At 68.9% G+C, this 15,329-nt stretch carries 11 protein-coding genes; 4 read left to right on the top strand and 7 right to left on the bottom strand.

The features are described 5' to 3' along the window. Nucleotides 1-257 precede the first annotated feature (257 nt). From AAFF27_24555 to AAFF27_24545, 3 genes are all read left to right on the top strand, one after another. Nucleotides 258-1,226 carry a sulfurtransferase gene (locus AAFF27_24555; protein XAH23120.1) on the top strand — a complete coding sequence of 323 codons (969 nt, stop codon included), beginning with the start codon at nucleotides 258-260 and terminating at the stop codon, nucleotides 1,224-1,226. A gap of 107 nt (nucleotides 1,227-1,333) precedes the next feature. Further along, nucleotides 1,334-2,518, top strand: a complete 1,185-nt coding sequence (locus AAFF27_24550) for a YeeE/YedE family protein (GenBank protein ID XAH23119.1) — start codon at nucleotides 1,334-1,336, stop codon at nucleotides 2,516-2,518. 22 nt (nucleotides 2,519-2,540) lie between these two features. Next, entirely contained in the window at nucleotides 2,541-3,515 is a 975-nt protein-coding gene (locus AAFF27_24545; GenBank protein XAH23118.1) for an AEC family transporter, read from the top strand. A gap of 97 nt (nucleotides 3,516-3,612) precedes the next feature. On the opposite strand, the gene priA is transcribed toward AAFF27_24545, so the two are convergent. From priA to AAFF27_24530, 3 genes are all read right to left on the bottom strand, one after another. After that, nucleotides 3,613-5,685, bottom strand: coding sequence for a primosomal protein N' (priA, locus tag AAFF27_24540; GenBank protein ID XAH23117.1), 2,073 nt, complete (start codon nucleotides 5,683-5,685; stop codon nucleotides 3,613-3,615). A 1,077-nt stretch (nucleotides 5,686-6,762) separates the two neighbouring features. Next, on the bottom strand, nucleotides 6,763-7,881 hold the full coding sequence (gene hemE / locus AAFF27_24535) for a uroporphyrinogen decarboxylase (GenBank protein XAH23116.1): 1,119 nt from the start codon (nucleotides 7,879-7,881) through the stop codon (nucleotides 6,763-6,765). Between the two features lie 28 nt (nucleotides 7,882-7,909). Continuing rightward, a complete protein-coding gene (locus AAFF27_24530; protein XAH23115.1) occupies nucleotides 7,910-8,845 on the bottom strand; it encodes a PhzF family isomerase in 936 nt (311 codons plus the stop codon). Between the two features lie 73 nt (nucleotides 8,846-8,918). Here AAFF27_24530 and AAFF27_24525 point away from each other — a divergent pair, with 73 nt between their 5' ends. Continuing rightward, entirely contained in the window at nucleotides 8,919-9,827 is a 909-nt protein-coding gene (locus tag AAFF27_24525; GenBank protein ID XAH23114.1) for a LysR family transcriptional regulator, read from the top strand. On the opposite strand, the gene AAFF27_24520 is transcribed toward AAFF27_24525, so the two are convergent. The 4 genes from AAFF27_24520 to AAFF27_24505 form a co-directional block, all read right to left on the bottom strand. Next, nucleotides 9,802-11,109: an MFS transporter gene (locus AAFF27_24520; GenBank protein ID XAH23113.1), complete on the bottom strand. Its 1,308-nt coding sequence runs from the start codon at nucleotides 11,107-11,109 to the stop codon at nucleotides 9,802-9,804. The two genes, AAFF27_24525 and AAFF27_24520, sit on opposite strands and share 26 nt — an antisense overlap. A 123-nt stretch (nucleotides 11,110-11,232) precedes the next feature. Then, complete coding sequence (locus tag AAFF27_24515) at nucleotides 11,233-13,452, bottom strand: thioredoxin family protein (GenBank protein ID XAH23112.1); 2,220 nt, start codon at nucleotides 13,450-13,452, stop codon at nucleotides 11,233-11,235. 102 nt (nucleotides 13,453-13,554) lie between these two features. Further along, nucleotides 13,555-14,238, bottom strand: a complete 684-nt coding sequence (locus AAFF27_24510) for an FCD domain-containing protein (protein XAH23111.1) — start codon at nucleotides 14,236-14,238, stop codon at nucleotides 13,555-13,557. Nucleotides 14,239-14,278: 40 nt separating this feature from the next. Continuing rightward, the gene (locus AAFF27_24505) at nucleotides 14,279-15,250 is read right to left on the bottom strand and encodes a tripartite tricarboxylate transporter substrate binding protein (GenBank protein XAH23110.1); all 972 of its coding nucleotides are present in this window, start codon (nucleotides 15,248-15,250) and stop codon (nucleotides 14,279-14,281) included. Nucleotides 15,251-15,329: the final 79 nt, after the last annotated feature.

The raw sequence follows: 15,329 nt of genomic DNA, 5'->3' as shown, positions 1-15,329 counted from the left end.
AACGGGTGGGGAATGGGGAGCGAGGGACGGCAGGAGCGCGACGGGCCCCGGCACGGGGGTGTGCGGGGCGCGGGCAATGATAGCGGGCAGGTGTTGGCCGCCTGCAGCAGATGTAACAGGGGCTTGGCGGCAGCTTATTTGCCCCCCGGATAAGCAGGCGCGATTTCCTTGGTTCGCGTTTGCACCCGCTGACCCTAGAGTGCCGCTACCCCTGCCGTTGGCGGGGGGCTTACGGCCCCTGAACTGAAAGGAATTCCATGCCACAGCACATTCCCGCCGCCGCTCGCCCGACCCGCATCCGCCGCCTGGCCGGCGCCTGCGCGCTGGGCGCTGCAGCGCTGCTGTCGGGCGCGGCCTTTGCGGCCACGCCGATTCCCGCCGGTCCCCTGGTCTCGACTGATTGGCTCGCCCAGAATCTTGACAACAACAAGGTGCGCGTCATCGAGGTCAGTGTGAATCCCGGCCTGTACGAGCGCGCCCATGTCCCGGGCGCCGTGAACCTTTCCTGGCACAACGACCTGAACGACCGCGTGCGCCGCGACATCGTCGGGCAGGAGGCCTTCGAGGCCCTGCTGTCCACGGCGGCGGTGACGCCCGACACCACGGTGATCCTGTACGGCGACAACAACAACTGGTTCGCCGCCTGGGCCGCCTGGGTGTTCGACATCTATGGCGTGAAGGAGGTCAAGCTGCTCGACGGCGGCCGCAAGAAGTGGGAGGCCGAGAACCGCCCGCTGAACAACCGCGCGCCCGAGCTCACCGCCACCCGCTACAAGGCCGGCCCGCCCAATACCGCGCTGCGTGCGCGCCTGGTCGATGCGCTGGCCGTGGCCGAGGGCCGCAGCGATGCGCAACTGGTCGACATCCGTTCGGCCGACGAGTACAGCGGCAAGATCTTCGCCCCGCCCGGCGCGGCCGAGCTGGCCGTGCGCGCCGGCCACATCCCCGGCGCGGTGAACGTGTCCTGGGGCCAGGCGGTGCGTGAGGACGGCACCTTCAAGTCTGCAGAAGAACTGAAGAAGCTCTATGCCGCCGCCGGCATCGACGGCAGCAAGCCGGTCATCACTTATTGCCGCATCGGCGAGCGCTCCAGCCACACCTGGTTCGCGCTCAGCAAGATTTTGGGTTACAGCGTCAGGAACTACGACGGTTCCTGGACCGAATACGGCAATGCCGTGGGCGTGCCGGTGAAGAACCCGGCCGGCACGGTGTGGGCCGCCAAGTAGGAGAGGGTGCTTAGTTAGGTAGGTAGTGAGGATGCTGGGGATGTGTCTCCCCTTTGAGGCCCGCCGCGTGCGGGCCTTTTTTTTGAACGCATGAAAAGGACGTACCGATGATCTCCCTGCGTTGGGCGCTGCCCGCCTTGCTGCTGCTGGCCCTGGCGCTGGCCACGCCGCTGCTGCAGGGGCAGTCTGGTGGCCGCACGCTGGCCTTTGCGTTGTGGACGGGTGCCGTGCTGGGCCTGGTGCTGCAGCGCACGCGCTTCTGCTTTTACTGCCATGCGCGCGACTGGTTCGAGCAGCGCGATCCGCGCGGCTTGCTGGCCATCGTGCTGGCGCTGGCGGTGGGCCTGGTCGGCTACACCGTGGTGCTGGGCGGCTGGCTGCCGGTGCCCACGCCGGGGCGCCTGCCGCCGGACATCCACATCGGCCCGGTCAGCAGCGTGCTGGTGGCTGCGGGCCTGGCCTTTGGCGCGGGCATGGCGGTGTCGGGCTCGTGCATCAGCGCGCACTGGTACCGGCTGGCCGAGGGCTCGCCGGTGGCGCCGTTTGCGCTGCTGGGCACGGCAGCGGGTTTCGGGCTGGGCTTCTTGAGCTGGAACCCGCTCTACAGCCTGGCGGTGGCAGACGCGCCCGTGGTCTGGCTGCCGGCCCACCTGGGCTATGGCGGCGCGCTGCTGCTGCAACTGGGCGTGCTGGCGGCCTGTGCGGCCTGGCTGTGGCGCGGCTTCCGGGGCGCAGCCGCCAGGGCGGGGGCCGCGCCGCCGCCGCTGGGCGAGGCCTGGCAGCGCCTGTGGCAAGGGCGCTGGCCCTACTGGAGCGGCGGCCTGCTGGTGGGCGCCATCGGCGTGCTGACGGTGTTGCGCATGCGCCCGCTGGGCGTCACCACCACGCTTGGCAGCGCCACGCGCAGCGCGCTGGCGCAGCAGGGCTGGGTGCCACAGCGGCTGGAGGGCCTGGACGGCTTTGCCGGCTGCGCCACCCTGCCTGGCGCTGAGTGGCTCACGCCCCATGCGGTGTTGCTGGCGGGGCTGCTGGCCGGCGCCCTGGCTGCGGCGCTGGCCAGCGGCCAGTGGGCGCCGCGCCGGCCGACCGGCCGCGACGCGGCGCGCGGCCTGGCCGGCGGCGTGCTGCTGGGCTGGGGCGCCATGACCGGGCTGGGCTGCAGCATTGGCACGCTGCTGTCGGGCACCATGGCCGGCGCGCTCTCGGGCTGGGTGTTTGGGGTGGCGGTGTTCGCCGCGCTGGCGGCCGCGTTTGCGCTGCGCCGGCGCCTGGGCGGCGGCAGGGCGGCATAGCGGCCCCTGCGAGAATCCGGCGGTGCTTGCCGTTCTTGCCACCACCTTTCCCTTTTTTGCGCTGATCCTCTGCGGCTACCTGGCCACGCGGCGCGGCATGCTGCCGCTGGCGGCTATTCCCGGCCTGAACGGCTTCGTGCTGTTCTTTGCGCTGCCCTGCATGCTCTACCGCTTTGGCGCGCGCACGCCGATCCACCAGTTGCTGGATGCGCGCGTGATCGGCGTCTATCTGGCTTGCGCGCTGCTGATGGTGGGGATCACCGTGTTGGCCTCGCGGCGCAGCGGCACCAACTGGAACGACGCGGCCTTTGGTGCGCTGGTGGCGGCCTTCCCCAACACCGGCTTCATGGGCGTGCCGCTGCTGAGCGCGCTGCTGGGCTCCGCCGCCGCCGGCCCGGCGATCCAGACCATGGCGATCGACATGGTGCTGACCACCTCGCTCTGCATTGCCTTGTCGCGGCTGGATGGCGCGGGCGCGCATGGCGTGGCGGCGGCGGTGCGGCGCGCGCTGCGCGGCATGCTCGGCAACCCCATGCCCTGGGCCATCGTGCTGGGCGTGCTGGCCTCGGCCGTGGGCTTTGTGCTGCCGCGTCCGCTGGACCAGACGGTAGGCCTGCTGTCGGACGCCGCATCGCCGGTGGCGCTGTTCACCATTGGCGCGGTGCTGGCGCGCTCGGGCATGGACCGCGCCGAGCACGCGCCCTGGCGCAGCTACGTGCCGCTGGCGCTGGCCAAGCTGCTGCTGCACCCGTTGCTGGTGCTGGCCGCCGGCGCCGTTGCCCGGCTGCTGGGCGCGCCGCTTGATCCGCTGGCGCTGACCGCCCTGGTGCTGGTGGCGGCCCTGCCCAGCGCCAGCAATGTGTCCATGCTGGCCGAGCGCTTTGGCGCGCACAACGGGCGCATCGCCCGCGTCATCCTGGTGTCTACCGCGCTGGCGTTCTTGAGCTTTTCGGCGGCGGTGGCGCTGTTTGCGGCGTCGGGAATTGCTCCTAAATAGATAGCTGTATGCCGGGGTGTATCCTGCACTTCAGGTATAAAACTACCTGAAACACAGGGTATACGCCGGCATGGCGCTATGCATTTTGATAGTCGCCTTATACGGCCAGCGGGTCCACATCCACCGCCCAGCGGATCACGCCCTTGTGCGTCGGGTCGGCACGGGTGCTGTGCAGCAAGGGCTGCCAGCCGGCCAGAAAGCGCTGCAGCGCCTGGCGCGATGAGCTCTCCAGCAGCATCTGCGCGCGCTCGACGTTGGCCACGCGCTGCACCGTCATGGGCACGGCGCTGAAGGCGACGACCTCGCCGCTGGCGTCCAGGCCGGCGGCGGTGGCGGCCTCGCGCGCGGCGGTGAGAAAGGCCTGGGCCACGTCCTGGCTGCGCGCCTCGGCGCGCACCAGCGCCTGGGCGGCGAAGGGCGGCATGCCGGCGGCTTCGCGCTCTTTAAGCTGGTCGGCGGCAAAGGCCGGGTAGTCATGTGCCTTGAGCGCGGCAAACAGCGGGTGCGCGGGCTGGAAGGTCTGCACCCACATCTCGCTGCTGGCGCTGTGCGCGGCGTCGCGGCCGGCGCGGCCGCCGGCCTGCATCAGCAGCGCAAACAGGCGCTCGGGCGCACGGAAGTCGCTGGAGAACAGCGAGCCATCCGGGTTGACCGCAGCCACCAGCGTGATGCGGCGGAAATCGTGGCCCTTGGCGATCATCTGGGTGCCGACCAGCACATCGACATCGCCCGCATGCACCTGGGCCAGTTGCGCCTCCAGTGCGCCCTTGGCCTTGGTGGTGTCGGCGTCGATGCGGGCGATGCGCACCGTGCCGCCGTCGGGGCGGCGCAGGTCGGCCAGCAGCTCGGCCAGGTGTTCTTCCAGGCGCTCGGTGCCGCGTCCCAGCGGCGCGATGTCAAGGTTGCCGCAGGCCGGGCAGGCGCGCGGCACGCGCTCGGTGTAGCCGCAGTGGTGGCAGCGCAGCGTGCGGTCGATCTTGTGGAACACCCTGAAGGCGCTGCAGTGCGGGCATTCGCTCTTCCAGCCGCAGTCGTGGCAGGTCAGCACCGGCGCATAGCCGCGCCGGTTGAGGAAGACCATGGCCTGCTCGCCGCGCGCGATGCGCTCGCCAATGGCGGCCAGCAATTGCGGCGAGAACACGGTTTTCTGCGGCAGCAGGTTCATGTCCACCAGCCGCACGCGGGGCAGGGCGCCGGCGCCCACGCGCTGCGGCATCTCCAGCCGCTGGTAGCGGCCGCCCGCGTCTTCGGCCGTGGCCGGGCGGCTGGCGTGCCAGCTCTCCAGCGCCGGCGTGGCCGAGCCCAGCAGCACCTTGGCGCCCTCGGCATGGCCGCGCCACAGTGCCAGGTCGCGCGCCGAGTAGCGCGCGCCTTCCTGCTGCTTGTAGCTGGGGTCGTGCTCTTCATCGACCACGATCAGCTTGAGGTGCGGCAGCGAGGCAAACACCGCCATGCGCGTGCCCAGCACGATGCGCGCGCGCCCGGTGTGCGCGGCCAGCCAGCTGCGCAGGCGCTGCGGCGGCGTCATGCCGCTGTGCATGGAGACCACGGCCGGCGCGTCGCCGGTGGCGGGGAAGCGGGCGTGGAAGCGTTCTTCCAGCTGCGGCGTGAGGTTGATCTCCGGCACCATCACCAGCACCTGGGCGGCCGGGTCGGCCTGCAGCGCGGTCTGCACGCAGCGCAGGTAGACCTCGGTCTTGCCGCTGCCAGTGGCGCCAAATAGCAGGAAGGGGCCCGTTTCTGCATCAAATCGGGTCAAAGCCAAGGACTGGTCTGGGGTGGGTGCTATTGATTCAGTAGTGAATGCGATGCCCGCCGGCCCTTCTGCGCCGGCGCTGCGCTTGAGGCGCCGGGCCAGTTGCACGGCATCGAGCGTGCGCAGCGGCGGCGGCAGCGCGGCCAGCGCCACCTCGCCGGCCGAGCGCTGGTAGTAGCGCGCGGCAAAGTCCACCAGCCGGCGCCAGCCCGCGGCCAGCGGCGGCAGGGCGTCCAGCGCCTCGGTCACGGCGCGCAGCTCGGCGCCGGGCGGCGCCAGCGCCTCGGCGGCGCTGTCCCAGACGATGCCCAGCGTCTCGCGCCGGCCCAGCGGCACCCGCACCAGGGTGCCGGGCGCCAGCGCGCTGGCGGCGGCATAGGTCAGCGGCCCGGCCACCGCGCTGTGTGCGGGCATCTGCACCAGCACGGCCACGCGGAATGGCGTCGCAAGCTGAAGTGGATTTGTCGGATCGGCGTGCAAGGGCTTGATGGAAAAGGAGTTTCTGGATTACGGCCACGCCTGTGGACAAGTTTGTTGACAGGCTTGGGCAGTGGGCGCTAGTGCGGTGGGCCGTGGCTGCCGAAATTCCCGGCCGGGCGACCGAAGTGGCCTTTAAATGTTATTTAAATCAATGACTTGCAAGAATGTCCACAGATGCTTGGCGAACTGTCATTGTGCCCCACCCGCTCGCTCCCAGCTGTGTACAACCCGGTGCCGTCAAGGCGGAAAGCCGCGCCAGACGGGCCTTTTCGCCCTGTCCAGGGCGAGTGTCTCAGGGTTTTTCCCGGTCTGATGGGGATAACTTTGTTGATAGCCACTGTCGAGTCGTGCCAAAGCCGCGCCCCGTGGGGCTTTGCGCGTTTTGCCTGCAAAAAAGGCATGGGACGGAGTCCTTATGAATCAAAGACTTACAGATGGCCGACGGGCTGCAGGGGGCGATCCCGGTGTTTTCCCCGGAAAAACACCTGGATCACGTTTTGTGTGCATAAGCAAGAGGACGAGCGCTCATTTTTCGCTTGACACCGGCGGGTTCGGCCGCAGGCGGGAGGGGCGCAAAGGCCAGAGCCAGCAATGGCGCGGCCTGGCAGGGAAGGAGACACTGCGGTGCGCACGCCGGGGCCGCTGCACCCGCGGGAATACCCCTGCAAATCCCGACAAACGGCCCAAAAAGGCTTGACTGCGCCCAAACGCGCGCCTGCGCTGGCAGAAAGAAAGCTAAGTGATTGATTTACAAGTGCTTTACCGTGGACGCCTGATTTCTGTGGATAACTTTGTTGATAGTCCTGTGGCCACACCGCCCGGGCCGCATGGAATAAGGCTTTCGCCAAGTTGCCCGCAAAAAAAGCAGTTTGTTAGATCCTTATGAATCAAGGACTTAGCGTCACTATTCCTTTGATAGCGCCGTGCACGCTTGCGTGCACTTGCTGCGCTGCCGCACCACCAAATTTGTGCATAACCAAATGCGCGCACAAAGTGATGGGCGCCAAAAAGTCAAGTGCGCGGCTGGCGTAGCTGGCGCGAGTGGCGGTGCACCGCCTCCACCAGGGCCGACACGTGCTCTGGCGGCGTGTGCTGGCTGATGCCGTGGCCCAGGTTGAAGATATGGGTCGGGCCGGTGGTGCTGCGGTCGGTGTGCGGGGGGCCGAAGCGCTCCAGCACTTGGGCTACCTCGGCATCAATGCGCGCGGGCGGGGCAAACAGCACGTTGGGGTCGATATTGCCCTGCAGCGCCTTGCCCGGGCCGCCCACGGCGCCGCCCACGGCCGCGCGCGCGGCAGCCAGGTTCACCGTCCAGTCCAGGCCCAGTACCTCGCAGTCGAGCCCGGCCATTTGCTGCAGCCACAGGCCGCCGCCCTTGGTGAAGACGATGCGCGGCACGTCCTGGCCATCCGGCCCGGTGCGCTTCAACTGCGCCAGCACGCGCGCGGTGTAGGCCAGGCTGAACTCCTGGAAGGCGCCATCGGCCAGCACGCCGCCCCAGCTGTCGAAAATCATCACCGCCTGGGCGCCGGCGTCGATCTGGGCGTTGAGGTAGACCGCCACCGCGTCGGCGTTCACGGCCAGCATGCGGTGCATCAGGTCGGGCCGGGCATAGAGCATGGTCTTGACCAGCCGGTAGTCGTCCGAGCCCGCGCCCTCGACCATGTAGCAGGCCAGCGTCCACGGGCTGCCCGCAAAGCCGATCAGCGGCACCCGGCCATTCAGCGCCTTGCGGATCGAGGCCACCGCGTTGAACACGTACTGCAGCTTGGCCATGTCTGGCACCCGCAACGCGGCCACGGCGGCCTCGTCGCGCACCGGGTGCGCAAAGCGCGGCCCCTCGCCCAGCTGAAAGGACAGGCCCAGGCCCATGGCGTCGGGCACGGTCAGGATGTCGCTGAACAAAATGGCTGCGTCCAGCGGGTAGCGCTCCAGCGGCTGCAGCGTGACCTCGGTGGCGTAGTCGGTGTTGGTGGCCAGGCCCATGAAGCTGCCGGCCTGGGCGCGCGTGGCGCGGTATTCCGGCAGGTAGCGGCCGGCCTGGCGCATCAGCCAGACGGGGGTGTGGTCAGTGGCCTGGCGCCGGCAGGCACGCAGGAATGTGTCGTTTTGCAGTGGGGCGAAAGGCATTTCTCCATTGTCGCAGGGGCCCGCGCAGCTACCCCTGCAGCACGGCAGAGAACAGGATGCAGGCATCCCCGGCGATGGCAACCGCGCTGGGTTCGCCATCCACCACGGCGACTTCGACGTGCACGATGCCATCCCGCCGCAAGGCGCGCCCCTGGCGCCCCTGGAAGCGCAGCGCCAGGCCGTCGTGCGGCATGAGCCTGTGGCGCACCAGGTAGGCGCCGAGCGGCCCGTTGGCGTTGCCCGTCACGGGGTCTTCCAGGATGCCTATCGCGGGCGCAAACATCCGCCCATCCGTGACGGCGTTTTCCCCGGCCGGCTGCTGAAACACGAAGTAGCCGTTGCAGCCGATCTCCCGGCTCAGTTGGCTGAGCGCGGGCATGTCGGGTCGCAGCGCGTCGAGGTCGACCTCTGGCATCAGCGGAATGGTGAGCTTGCTGTGCCCGGTCGAGACGACCTGCACGGGAAGCGTGCCCACCACATCATTGGGCGCAAGCCCCAGTGCTGCCACGATGCGCTCGCGCAGCGCGCCTTCCAGTGGCGCCTCAAACACCGGTGCGCCCTGGTGCATGACGATCCGGTGCGCGCCCGTGGCGCTTCGGCCAATGAGAATGGTCTGGATGCCGGCCCCGGTTTTCTGCCGCAGCGTCAGCTCATCGAGCTGCAAGGCCGTGGCACGCGCGAAGTGCGCCGCAATGGTGGCGTGCCCGCACAGCGGGACCTCGGTGGTCGGCGTGAAGTAGCGTATGCGCAGATCGTGGTCGGGCGCATCGGCGCGCCAGACAAAAGCCGTCTCGGAATGCTTGAGCTCGCGCGCCAGATCCTGCATCTCGGCGTCGGACATGCCATCCGCGTTCAGCACGACCCCCGCAGGGTTGCCGCGATACGGCGTGCGGGTGAATGCATCCACATGGAAGAGGGTTCTCTGGGCCGGCGTGATGGCGGCCTCGCATGCATGCTTTGTCATGGCTCCGAGCTTGGCAGGGGTGGCGCCTGAATCGCGAGAATGAAAGAAATACACTCGTTCCCAGGAGGAATGAATGCCTGATCTGCCGCTGGAATTGATACGCGCCTTTGTCCGGGTGGCTGCGCACCAGAGCTTTGCGCGTGCCGCGCAGGACTTGCGGGTCACGCCCTCTGCCGTCAGCCGGCAGATCAAGCTGCTGGAGCAGACCCTTGGGGTGCAGCTGTTCCTGCGCACCACCCGCACCATGTCGCTCACGGATGCGGGCATGACCTACCTCGCTGCGGCGCGCGAGGCATTCGATCGGCTCGACGTTGCCGGGCAGGCGCTGGGCCGCATGCGGGACGAGGTGCGGGGCGCCTTGCGGATCAGCGCACCGGTCGCGTTCGGGCGCCGCTACATCGTGCCGGCGCTGCCCGCGTTTATGGACCGGCACCCCAAGCTGTCGGTGGATCTGCTGATGACGGACAGCTTTGTCGATCTGGCGGGCGAGGGCGTGGATGTGGCCGTCCGCATTGGCCGGCTGGAAGACTCGGCCCTGCGGGCGCGCAAGCTGGCCGCCAACCGCAGGGTTCTGGTGGCCAGCCCGGGCTACCTCAGGCGCCGCGGCTCACCCAAGACGCTGGAAGACCTGAAGCAGCACAGCTGCATCGTCCTTACGGTGAACCGGGATGGCGAGCAATGGCGCTTCTGCGACGAGCAGGGCAAGGAGATTTCCATCAAACCCAAGGGCGTGCTGCGCGCCAACAACGGGGACGCAGTGCTTGAGTTTGCCAAGGCAGGGCGCGGCATTGCGTTCTTGTCCGAGGTGCTGGTGCGCAGCGCACTAGAGGACAAGTCGCTGCTGCGGGTGCTGCCCAAGCACGGCGGCGCGGACGCCAGCGTGCATGCCGTCTTCCTGGTCGACCCGCTGCTGAACCCGAAGGTGCGCGCCTTGGTCGACTTTCTGGTCGAGCTGCTCAAGCCGCCGTCTGAGGCCCGGTAGCGGGCGGCGTGCCTGCCTTGCGCCGGTACAAGACCAGCGTGGCGACCAGGCCGCAGATCGCGGCCGCCGTCATCCACAGCCCTGGCGCGCCCTTGTCGCCGGTCATCTCGATCAGGCCGGTGGCAATCGCCGGCGTGAAGCCGCCAAAGATCGCGGTGGCCAGGCTGTAGGCCAGCGAGAAGCCGGCGGTGCGCACGCTGACCGGCATGACCTCGGTCAGGGCCACCACCATGGCGCCGTTGTAGCTGGCGTACAGGAAGGACAGCCACAGCTCGACTTCGAGCATGCGCACAAAGCTCGGCGCGCCCACCAGCCACTTGAGCGACGGGTAGGCGGTGAGGATGGTCAGTACGGTGAACACGATCAGCAGCGGCTTGCGGCCGACGCGGTCTGACAGCGCGCCCATGATGGGCAGCCAGATGAAGTTGGAGATGGCCACGCACAGCGTGACGACCAGGGCGTCGGTGGTGCTCAGGTGCAGCACGGCCTTGCCGAAGGTGGGCGTGTAGACGGTGATCAGGTAGAAGGACACGGTGGTCATCGACACCAGCAGCATCCCGGCGACGACCAGGCCCCAGTTGCTGACCATGGAGCGGAAGATCTCGCGCACATCGGGGCGGTGCTTGCGCGCCATGAACTCTTCCGTCTCTTGCAGCGAGCGGCGGATGATGAACAGCGCCGGCACGATCAGGCAGCCGACGAAGAAGGGCACGCGCCAGTAGAAATCACCGATCTCTTGCGAGGTGAAGGTGACGTTGAGCCAGTAGCCCAGCGCCGCTGCCACCACGATGGCGACCTGCTGGCTGGCCGACTGCCAGCTCACGTAGAAGCCCTTGTGGCCCGGCGTGGCCATTTCTGACAAATAGACCGACACGCCGCCCAGCTCCACGCCGGCCGAGAAGCCCTGCAGCAGGCGCCCGATCAGCACCAGCAGCGGCGCGGCCAGGCCGATGGTGGCGTAAGAGGGCACGCAGGCGATCAGCAGCGTGCCGGTGGCCATCAGCGCCAGCGTGACGATCAGGCCCTTGCGCCGGCCAACGCGGTCGACATAGGCGCCGAGAAAGATCGCGCCCAGCGGGCGCATCAGGAAGCCTGCGCCAAAGGTCATGAAGGTCAGCATCAGCGAGGCGAACTCGTCGCCTGCGGGGAAGAAGGCCTTCGATATCTGCGTGGCGTAGAAGCCAAACAGGAAGAAGTCGAACATCTCCATGAAGTTGCCGCCGGTCACGCGCAGGACGGTGGCAGCCTTGGAGGAGGGTTGGGGTGAGTGGAGTGCGGACATTCTGTAGAACCGGAGCGGGAAACCCGCTCAAGCATAGGCATGGCCGCGGCCCGCGCCATGCGGGGAATTGCGCAGCCGTTTTGTCAGGGTGTACTCAGGCTGTGTGTGTTCCAAATCGAACGGCTACAGCGCCGCCACCGCGGCTTTCACCTCGTCGCGCGACAGCAGCTCGGTCAGCACCAGCGGCGCGCGGCCGGGGGCATGCAGCACATAGACCGGCACGCCGCTGCGGCCCAGCGCGCGCAGCGCGGCGGTGATGGCCGGGTCCTGGCGCGTCCAGTCGGCGCGCAGCAGGGCCACCTTCTTGCCGTCCAGCGCGGCCAGCACGCCGGCATCAGACAGCGTGGTTTTCTTGTTGACCTGGCAGGTCACGCACCAGGCGGCGGTGAAGTCGACAAACACTGGCTGGCCGGCGGCGGTGAGATCGGCCACGCGCTGCGCGCTCCAGGGCTGCCAGCGCTCATTGGCGCTGGCCTGCGCCAGGCCGCCTTCGGGCAGCGGCCGCGTGACATGCGGCCCCAGCCCGGCAACCAGCGCGGCCAGCAGCAGCACCGACAGCATGCCCAGCACGGCGCGCGTGCGCCCGCGCAGCGACAGCGCCCAGGCCACGGCGGCCAGCGCCACCAGCAGCACCAGCAGCGCGCCCGCGCCGTCGATGCCGCTTTGCTGGCCCAGCACCCAGACCAGCCAGGCCACGGTGGCAAACATGGGGAAGGCCATCAGCCGGCGGAACACCTCCATCCACGGCCCCGGGCGCGGCAGCGCGCGCGCCACGGCTGGCAGCCAACTGGCGGCCAGATAGGGCAGGGCCATGCCCAGGCCCAGCACGGCAAACAGCGGCAGCGCCTGCGCCGCCGGCAGGCCCACGGCCAAGCCCAGCGATGCGCCCATGAAGGGCGCGGTGCAGGGCGATGCAATCGCCACTGCCAGCACGCCTGACAGAAAGGCATCGGCCGTGGGATGGCGCAACTGCCTGGCGGCCAGGCCGCTGGGCGCCAGCAGGCCAAACTCGAACACGCCCGCCAGGTTCAGCCCCAGCAGCGTGAACAGCGCCGCCAGCGCCGCCACCACGGCCGGTGACTGCAGCTGAAAGCCCCAGCCCAGTTGCGCGCCGGCCGCGCGCAGCGCCAGCATCAGCGCGCCCAGCGCCACAAAGGACAGCACCACGCCCGCGCTATAGGCCAGCCCCGCGCTGCGGTGGCTGCGCCGGTCGTCGCCATGGCGCGCAAAGCCCACTACCTTGACGGCCAGCACCGGGAACACGCAGGGCATCAGGTTCAGGATCAGCCCGCCCAGCAGGGCGGCGGCCAGGGCGGCGAACCAGGTGGGCAGCGGCGCTGCGGTAATGGTGGGCGGCAGGGCTGCGGCGCGGTTGGCGTCCAGTGCTTTGGCCAGGGCAGGCGACAGCTCGGCCGCAGCGGGTGCATGGGGCGGCGCGGGCCAGCCGCCTTCGACCTTGGCCTCTACGCGGAAACCATGGCGTTGCCCGTCCGGCCCGGTCGCGGCCAGCACCAGCGGCAGCAGTGCCGGGCTTTCGGTGCGCAGGGACGACAGCGGCACGCTGCCGCTCCAGCTGGCGCCGTTCCAGGATTGGCTGGCGTTGGCGGCGTGGTCCAGCACGTCTTGTGTCTCGGGGAACAGCTCCAGCGTGGCGCCGCGCAGCGCGGCGGGCAGGCCTTGCACCGAGATGGCCATGCTGTCGCCTTCGGCCTTGGCCGTGGCCGGGCCGGCCAGCGCCACCGGCCGCGCGGCCAGCGCCTGCTCGAAGTCCACGCCATCCAGCGCGGTGGCGCTGTGCACCGGCAGCGCCAGGCTGAAGTCGCCCTGCTCGGGAATGCATTCCTGCCGGCACACCAGCCATTGGGCGTGCAGTTGCAGCGTGATGCTGCTTTGGCCAAAGGCGGGGCGAAAGTCAGGCGCCACCTGCAGCGGCACGGGCAGCAGCACCGTGTCTTCGTAGCCGTAGTTGGCCAGCGCGCCGATGCGGATCTTCTGCGGCAGCGGCCAGTCCACCGCGCCGGCGCTTACGCCGGCCGGCAGCGTCCAGGTGAGCTGCGTCGGCAGGCCGGAGTCGCCGGAATTCTTCCAGTAGGTGTGCCAGTGCGGCTGGTGCGTGATGCGCAGCCCGGCCCACACGGCCCGGCCCGGCGCCACGCCATCGGGCGCATGGGCGACCAGCTCGGCGCGCACATGGGGCGTGCTGACCACTTCGGCGCCATCGACCGCAGCTTTTGAAAGAAATTGGGCACTAGCCGTTGCTGCGCCTAGGCATGTAGCTACGAAAAGAAGAGCGTTTGCGAAGCCGAGCGCAGAGCGCGGCAGGCGAAAGAGGGCTGGCGGCATGGTGCGGGTGGGAGCGGGCCGCGGCCCGGGAAGTTCCGGCCACTGGCGCCGGGGGATGGTAGCCCCGTGGCGAGCCCTGCGCGGGCAAGGGGATTTGCGCGTTCAACTGCCCGGCAGCGGCAACGGCTCTTCCAGGTTGGACAGCAGCCGCTCCCGGCCGGCATGCACGTGGCGCTCGGCAGCGGCGCGGGCCCGCGCCCGGTTGGCGGCCACGAGTGCGTCGAAGATGGCGCGGTGCTCTACGTTGGAGCGGCGCATATTGCCCGGGGCGTTGAAGTACTTGCGCCGCACCAGGTGCAGCTCCTTCACGTAGTCGTCGTAGGCCTGGTGGGCGCGCCGGTTGTTCGAGATGATGAGGATCAGCGAGTGGAACTGCAGGTTCAGCTCGTAGTAGAGCGTGCCGTCTTCGGCCTCGCAGGCGGCGTCCATCGCGTCCAGCAGGTCTTCGCACTGCTTCTTGCGCTCTTCGGTGAAATGCTCGCAGGCGCGTTCGGCTGCGTAGCCAAACACGAGTGCGCGCAGGTCGTAGATCTCCAGCATGTCGCGCAGCGAGAGCTGGCGCACGAAGACGCCGCGGTTGGCCACGGCGGTGACGATGCCCAGGCCCGCCAGCACCTTGATCGCCTCGCGGATCGGGCCGCGGCTGGTGCCCATGCGCAGGGCCAGCGCCGCCTCATTGAGCCGCTCGCCGGGCTTGAACTCGCCCGTGTAGATGAGTTGCTTGAGCTCGGTGACGATGGCCTGTGACAGGCCGGCGCCGCGGGGGCGAGGAGTGGGAGTCGGCATGGCGCGAATGCTAACGCGCGGATCGTGCCGTGCCGCGTACCTAGTCCACCTTCACGTTTGCGCTTTTAACCAGCTTGACCCAGAACTTGCCGTCCTCCGCCAGGAAGCGGTTGAAGTCCTCGGGCGAGGACGAGATAGATACCTCGGTGCCGTCGCGTGCCAGCGATGCCTTGACCGAGGGCTGCTGCATGGCCGTGATGGTGGCGTCGTAGATCTTGCGCACGATGGCCGGCGGCGTGGCGGCCGGCACGAACATGCCGTACCAGAACTCGATGTTGTATTCCGGCAGGCCGGCTTCGCGCATGCCGGGCAGGCCCGGCACCAGCGGCGAGCGTTCGCGCGTGCTGACCGCAAGCGCGCGCAGCCGCCCGCCGGTGGCCATGGGCAGCACCGAGGGCGAGGTGCCGAAGGTCAGCTGTGTGTCGCCCGCCATCACCGACTGGATCGCCAGGCTGCCGCCGCGGTAGGGGATGTGCGTCATCTCCACGCCCGTGACCTGGCTGAACAGCGCGGCGCCCAGGTGCGGCGCCGAGCCGTTGCCCGAGGTCGAGTAGTTGAGCTTGCCCGGGTCCTTCTTGGCCATGGCGATCAGGTCGGTGACCGAGTTGATGCCGGTGGCGGGGTTGACTGCCAGCACCAGCGGCGAGGTCGTCATCTTGGTGACGGCCGCGAGATCACGTGCCGTGTACGACAGCTTGGGGTTGAGCGCCGGGTTGACCGAGATGCTGCTGGGGCTGGCGATCAGCAGGGTGTAGCCGTCAGGCGGCGCCTTGGCCACCATCTCGGCTGCGATGCTGGAGCCGTTGCCCGGCCGGTTGTCGATCAGCACCGGCTGGCCAAGCGCCTTGCCGAGCGCATCGCTCATGGCCCGCGCCACATAGTCGGCCGCCCCGCCAGGCGCAAAGCCCACCAGCAGCCGTATCGGCTTGCTAGGGTAGTCCGCAGGCTGCGCCCCTGCTCCGCCGCCCAGCGCACACAGGCCGAGCGCCAGGATGAGTTTCTTCGTCTTCATGGGTTTGTCTCCTTCTTGGTTTTGAAGTCAGTTATCCATGGCGGCGCTGCGCGCCACCCGCAGGGCACAGACCGCACCT

This window comes from Xylophilus sp. GW821-FHT01B05, assembly GCA_038961845.1.
Classification (GTDB): Bacteria; Pseudomonadota; Gammaproteobacteria; order Burkholderiales; family Burkholderiaceae_C; genus Xylophilus.
The sequence above is the reverse complement of the archived record's forward strand: the minus strand, read 5'-3'. Positions and strand labels throughout refer to the sequence as shown.

Excerpts from the sequence above, each read along its gene's own strand:
- AAFF27_24555 (XAH23120.1), top strand. The coding sequence starts at position 258 with ATGCCACAGCACATTCCCGCCGCCGCTCGCCCGACCCGCATCCGCCGC.
- AAFF27_24550 (XAH23119.1), top strand. The coding sequence starts at position 1,334 with ATGATCTCCCTGCGTTGGGCGCTGCCCGCCTTGCTGCTGCTGGCCCTG.
- priA (XAH23117.1), bottom strand. The coding sequence starts at position 5,685 with ATGCCCGCACACAGCGCGGTGGCCGGGCCGCTGACCTATGCCGCCGCC.
- hemE (XAH23116.1), bottom strand. The coding sequence starts at position 7,881 with ATGCCTTTCGCCCCACTGCAAAACGACACATTCCTGCGTGCCTGCCGG.
- AAFF27_24530 (XAH23115.1), bottom strand. The coding sequence starts at position 8,845 with ATGACAAAGCATGCATGCGAGGCCGCCATCACGCCGGCCCAGAGAACC.
- AAFF27_24525 (XAH23114.1), top strand. The coding sequence starts at position 8,919 with ATGCCTGATCTGCCGCTGGAATTGATACGCGCCTTTGTCCGGGTGGCT.
- AAFF27_24520 (XAH23113.1), bottom strand. The coding sequence starts at position 11,109 with ATGTCCGCACTCCACTCACCCCAACCCTCCTCCAAGGCTGCCACCGTC.
- AAFF27_24515 (XAH23112.1), bottom strand. The coding sequence starts at position 13,452 with ATGCCGCCAGCCCTCTTTCGCCTGCCGCGCTCTGCGCTCGGCTTCGCA.
- AAFF27_24510 (XAH23111.1), bottom strand. The coding sequence starts at position 14,238 with ATGCCGACTCCCACTCCTCGCCCCCGCGGCGCCGGCCTGTCACAGGCC.
- AAFF27_24505 (XAH23110.1), bottom strand. The coding sequence starts at position 15,250 with ATGAAGACGAAGAAACTCATCCTGGCGCTCGGCCTGTGTGCGCTGGGC.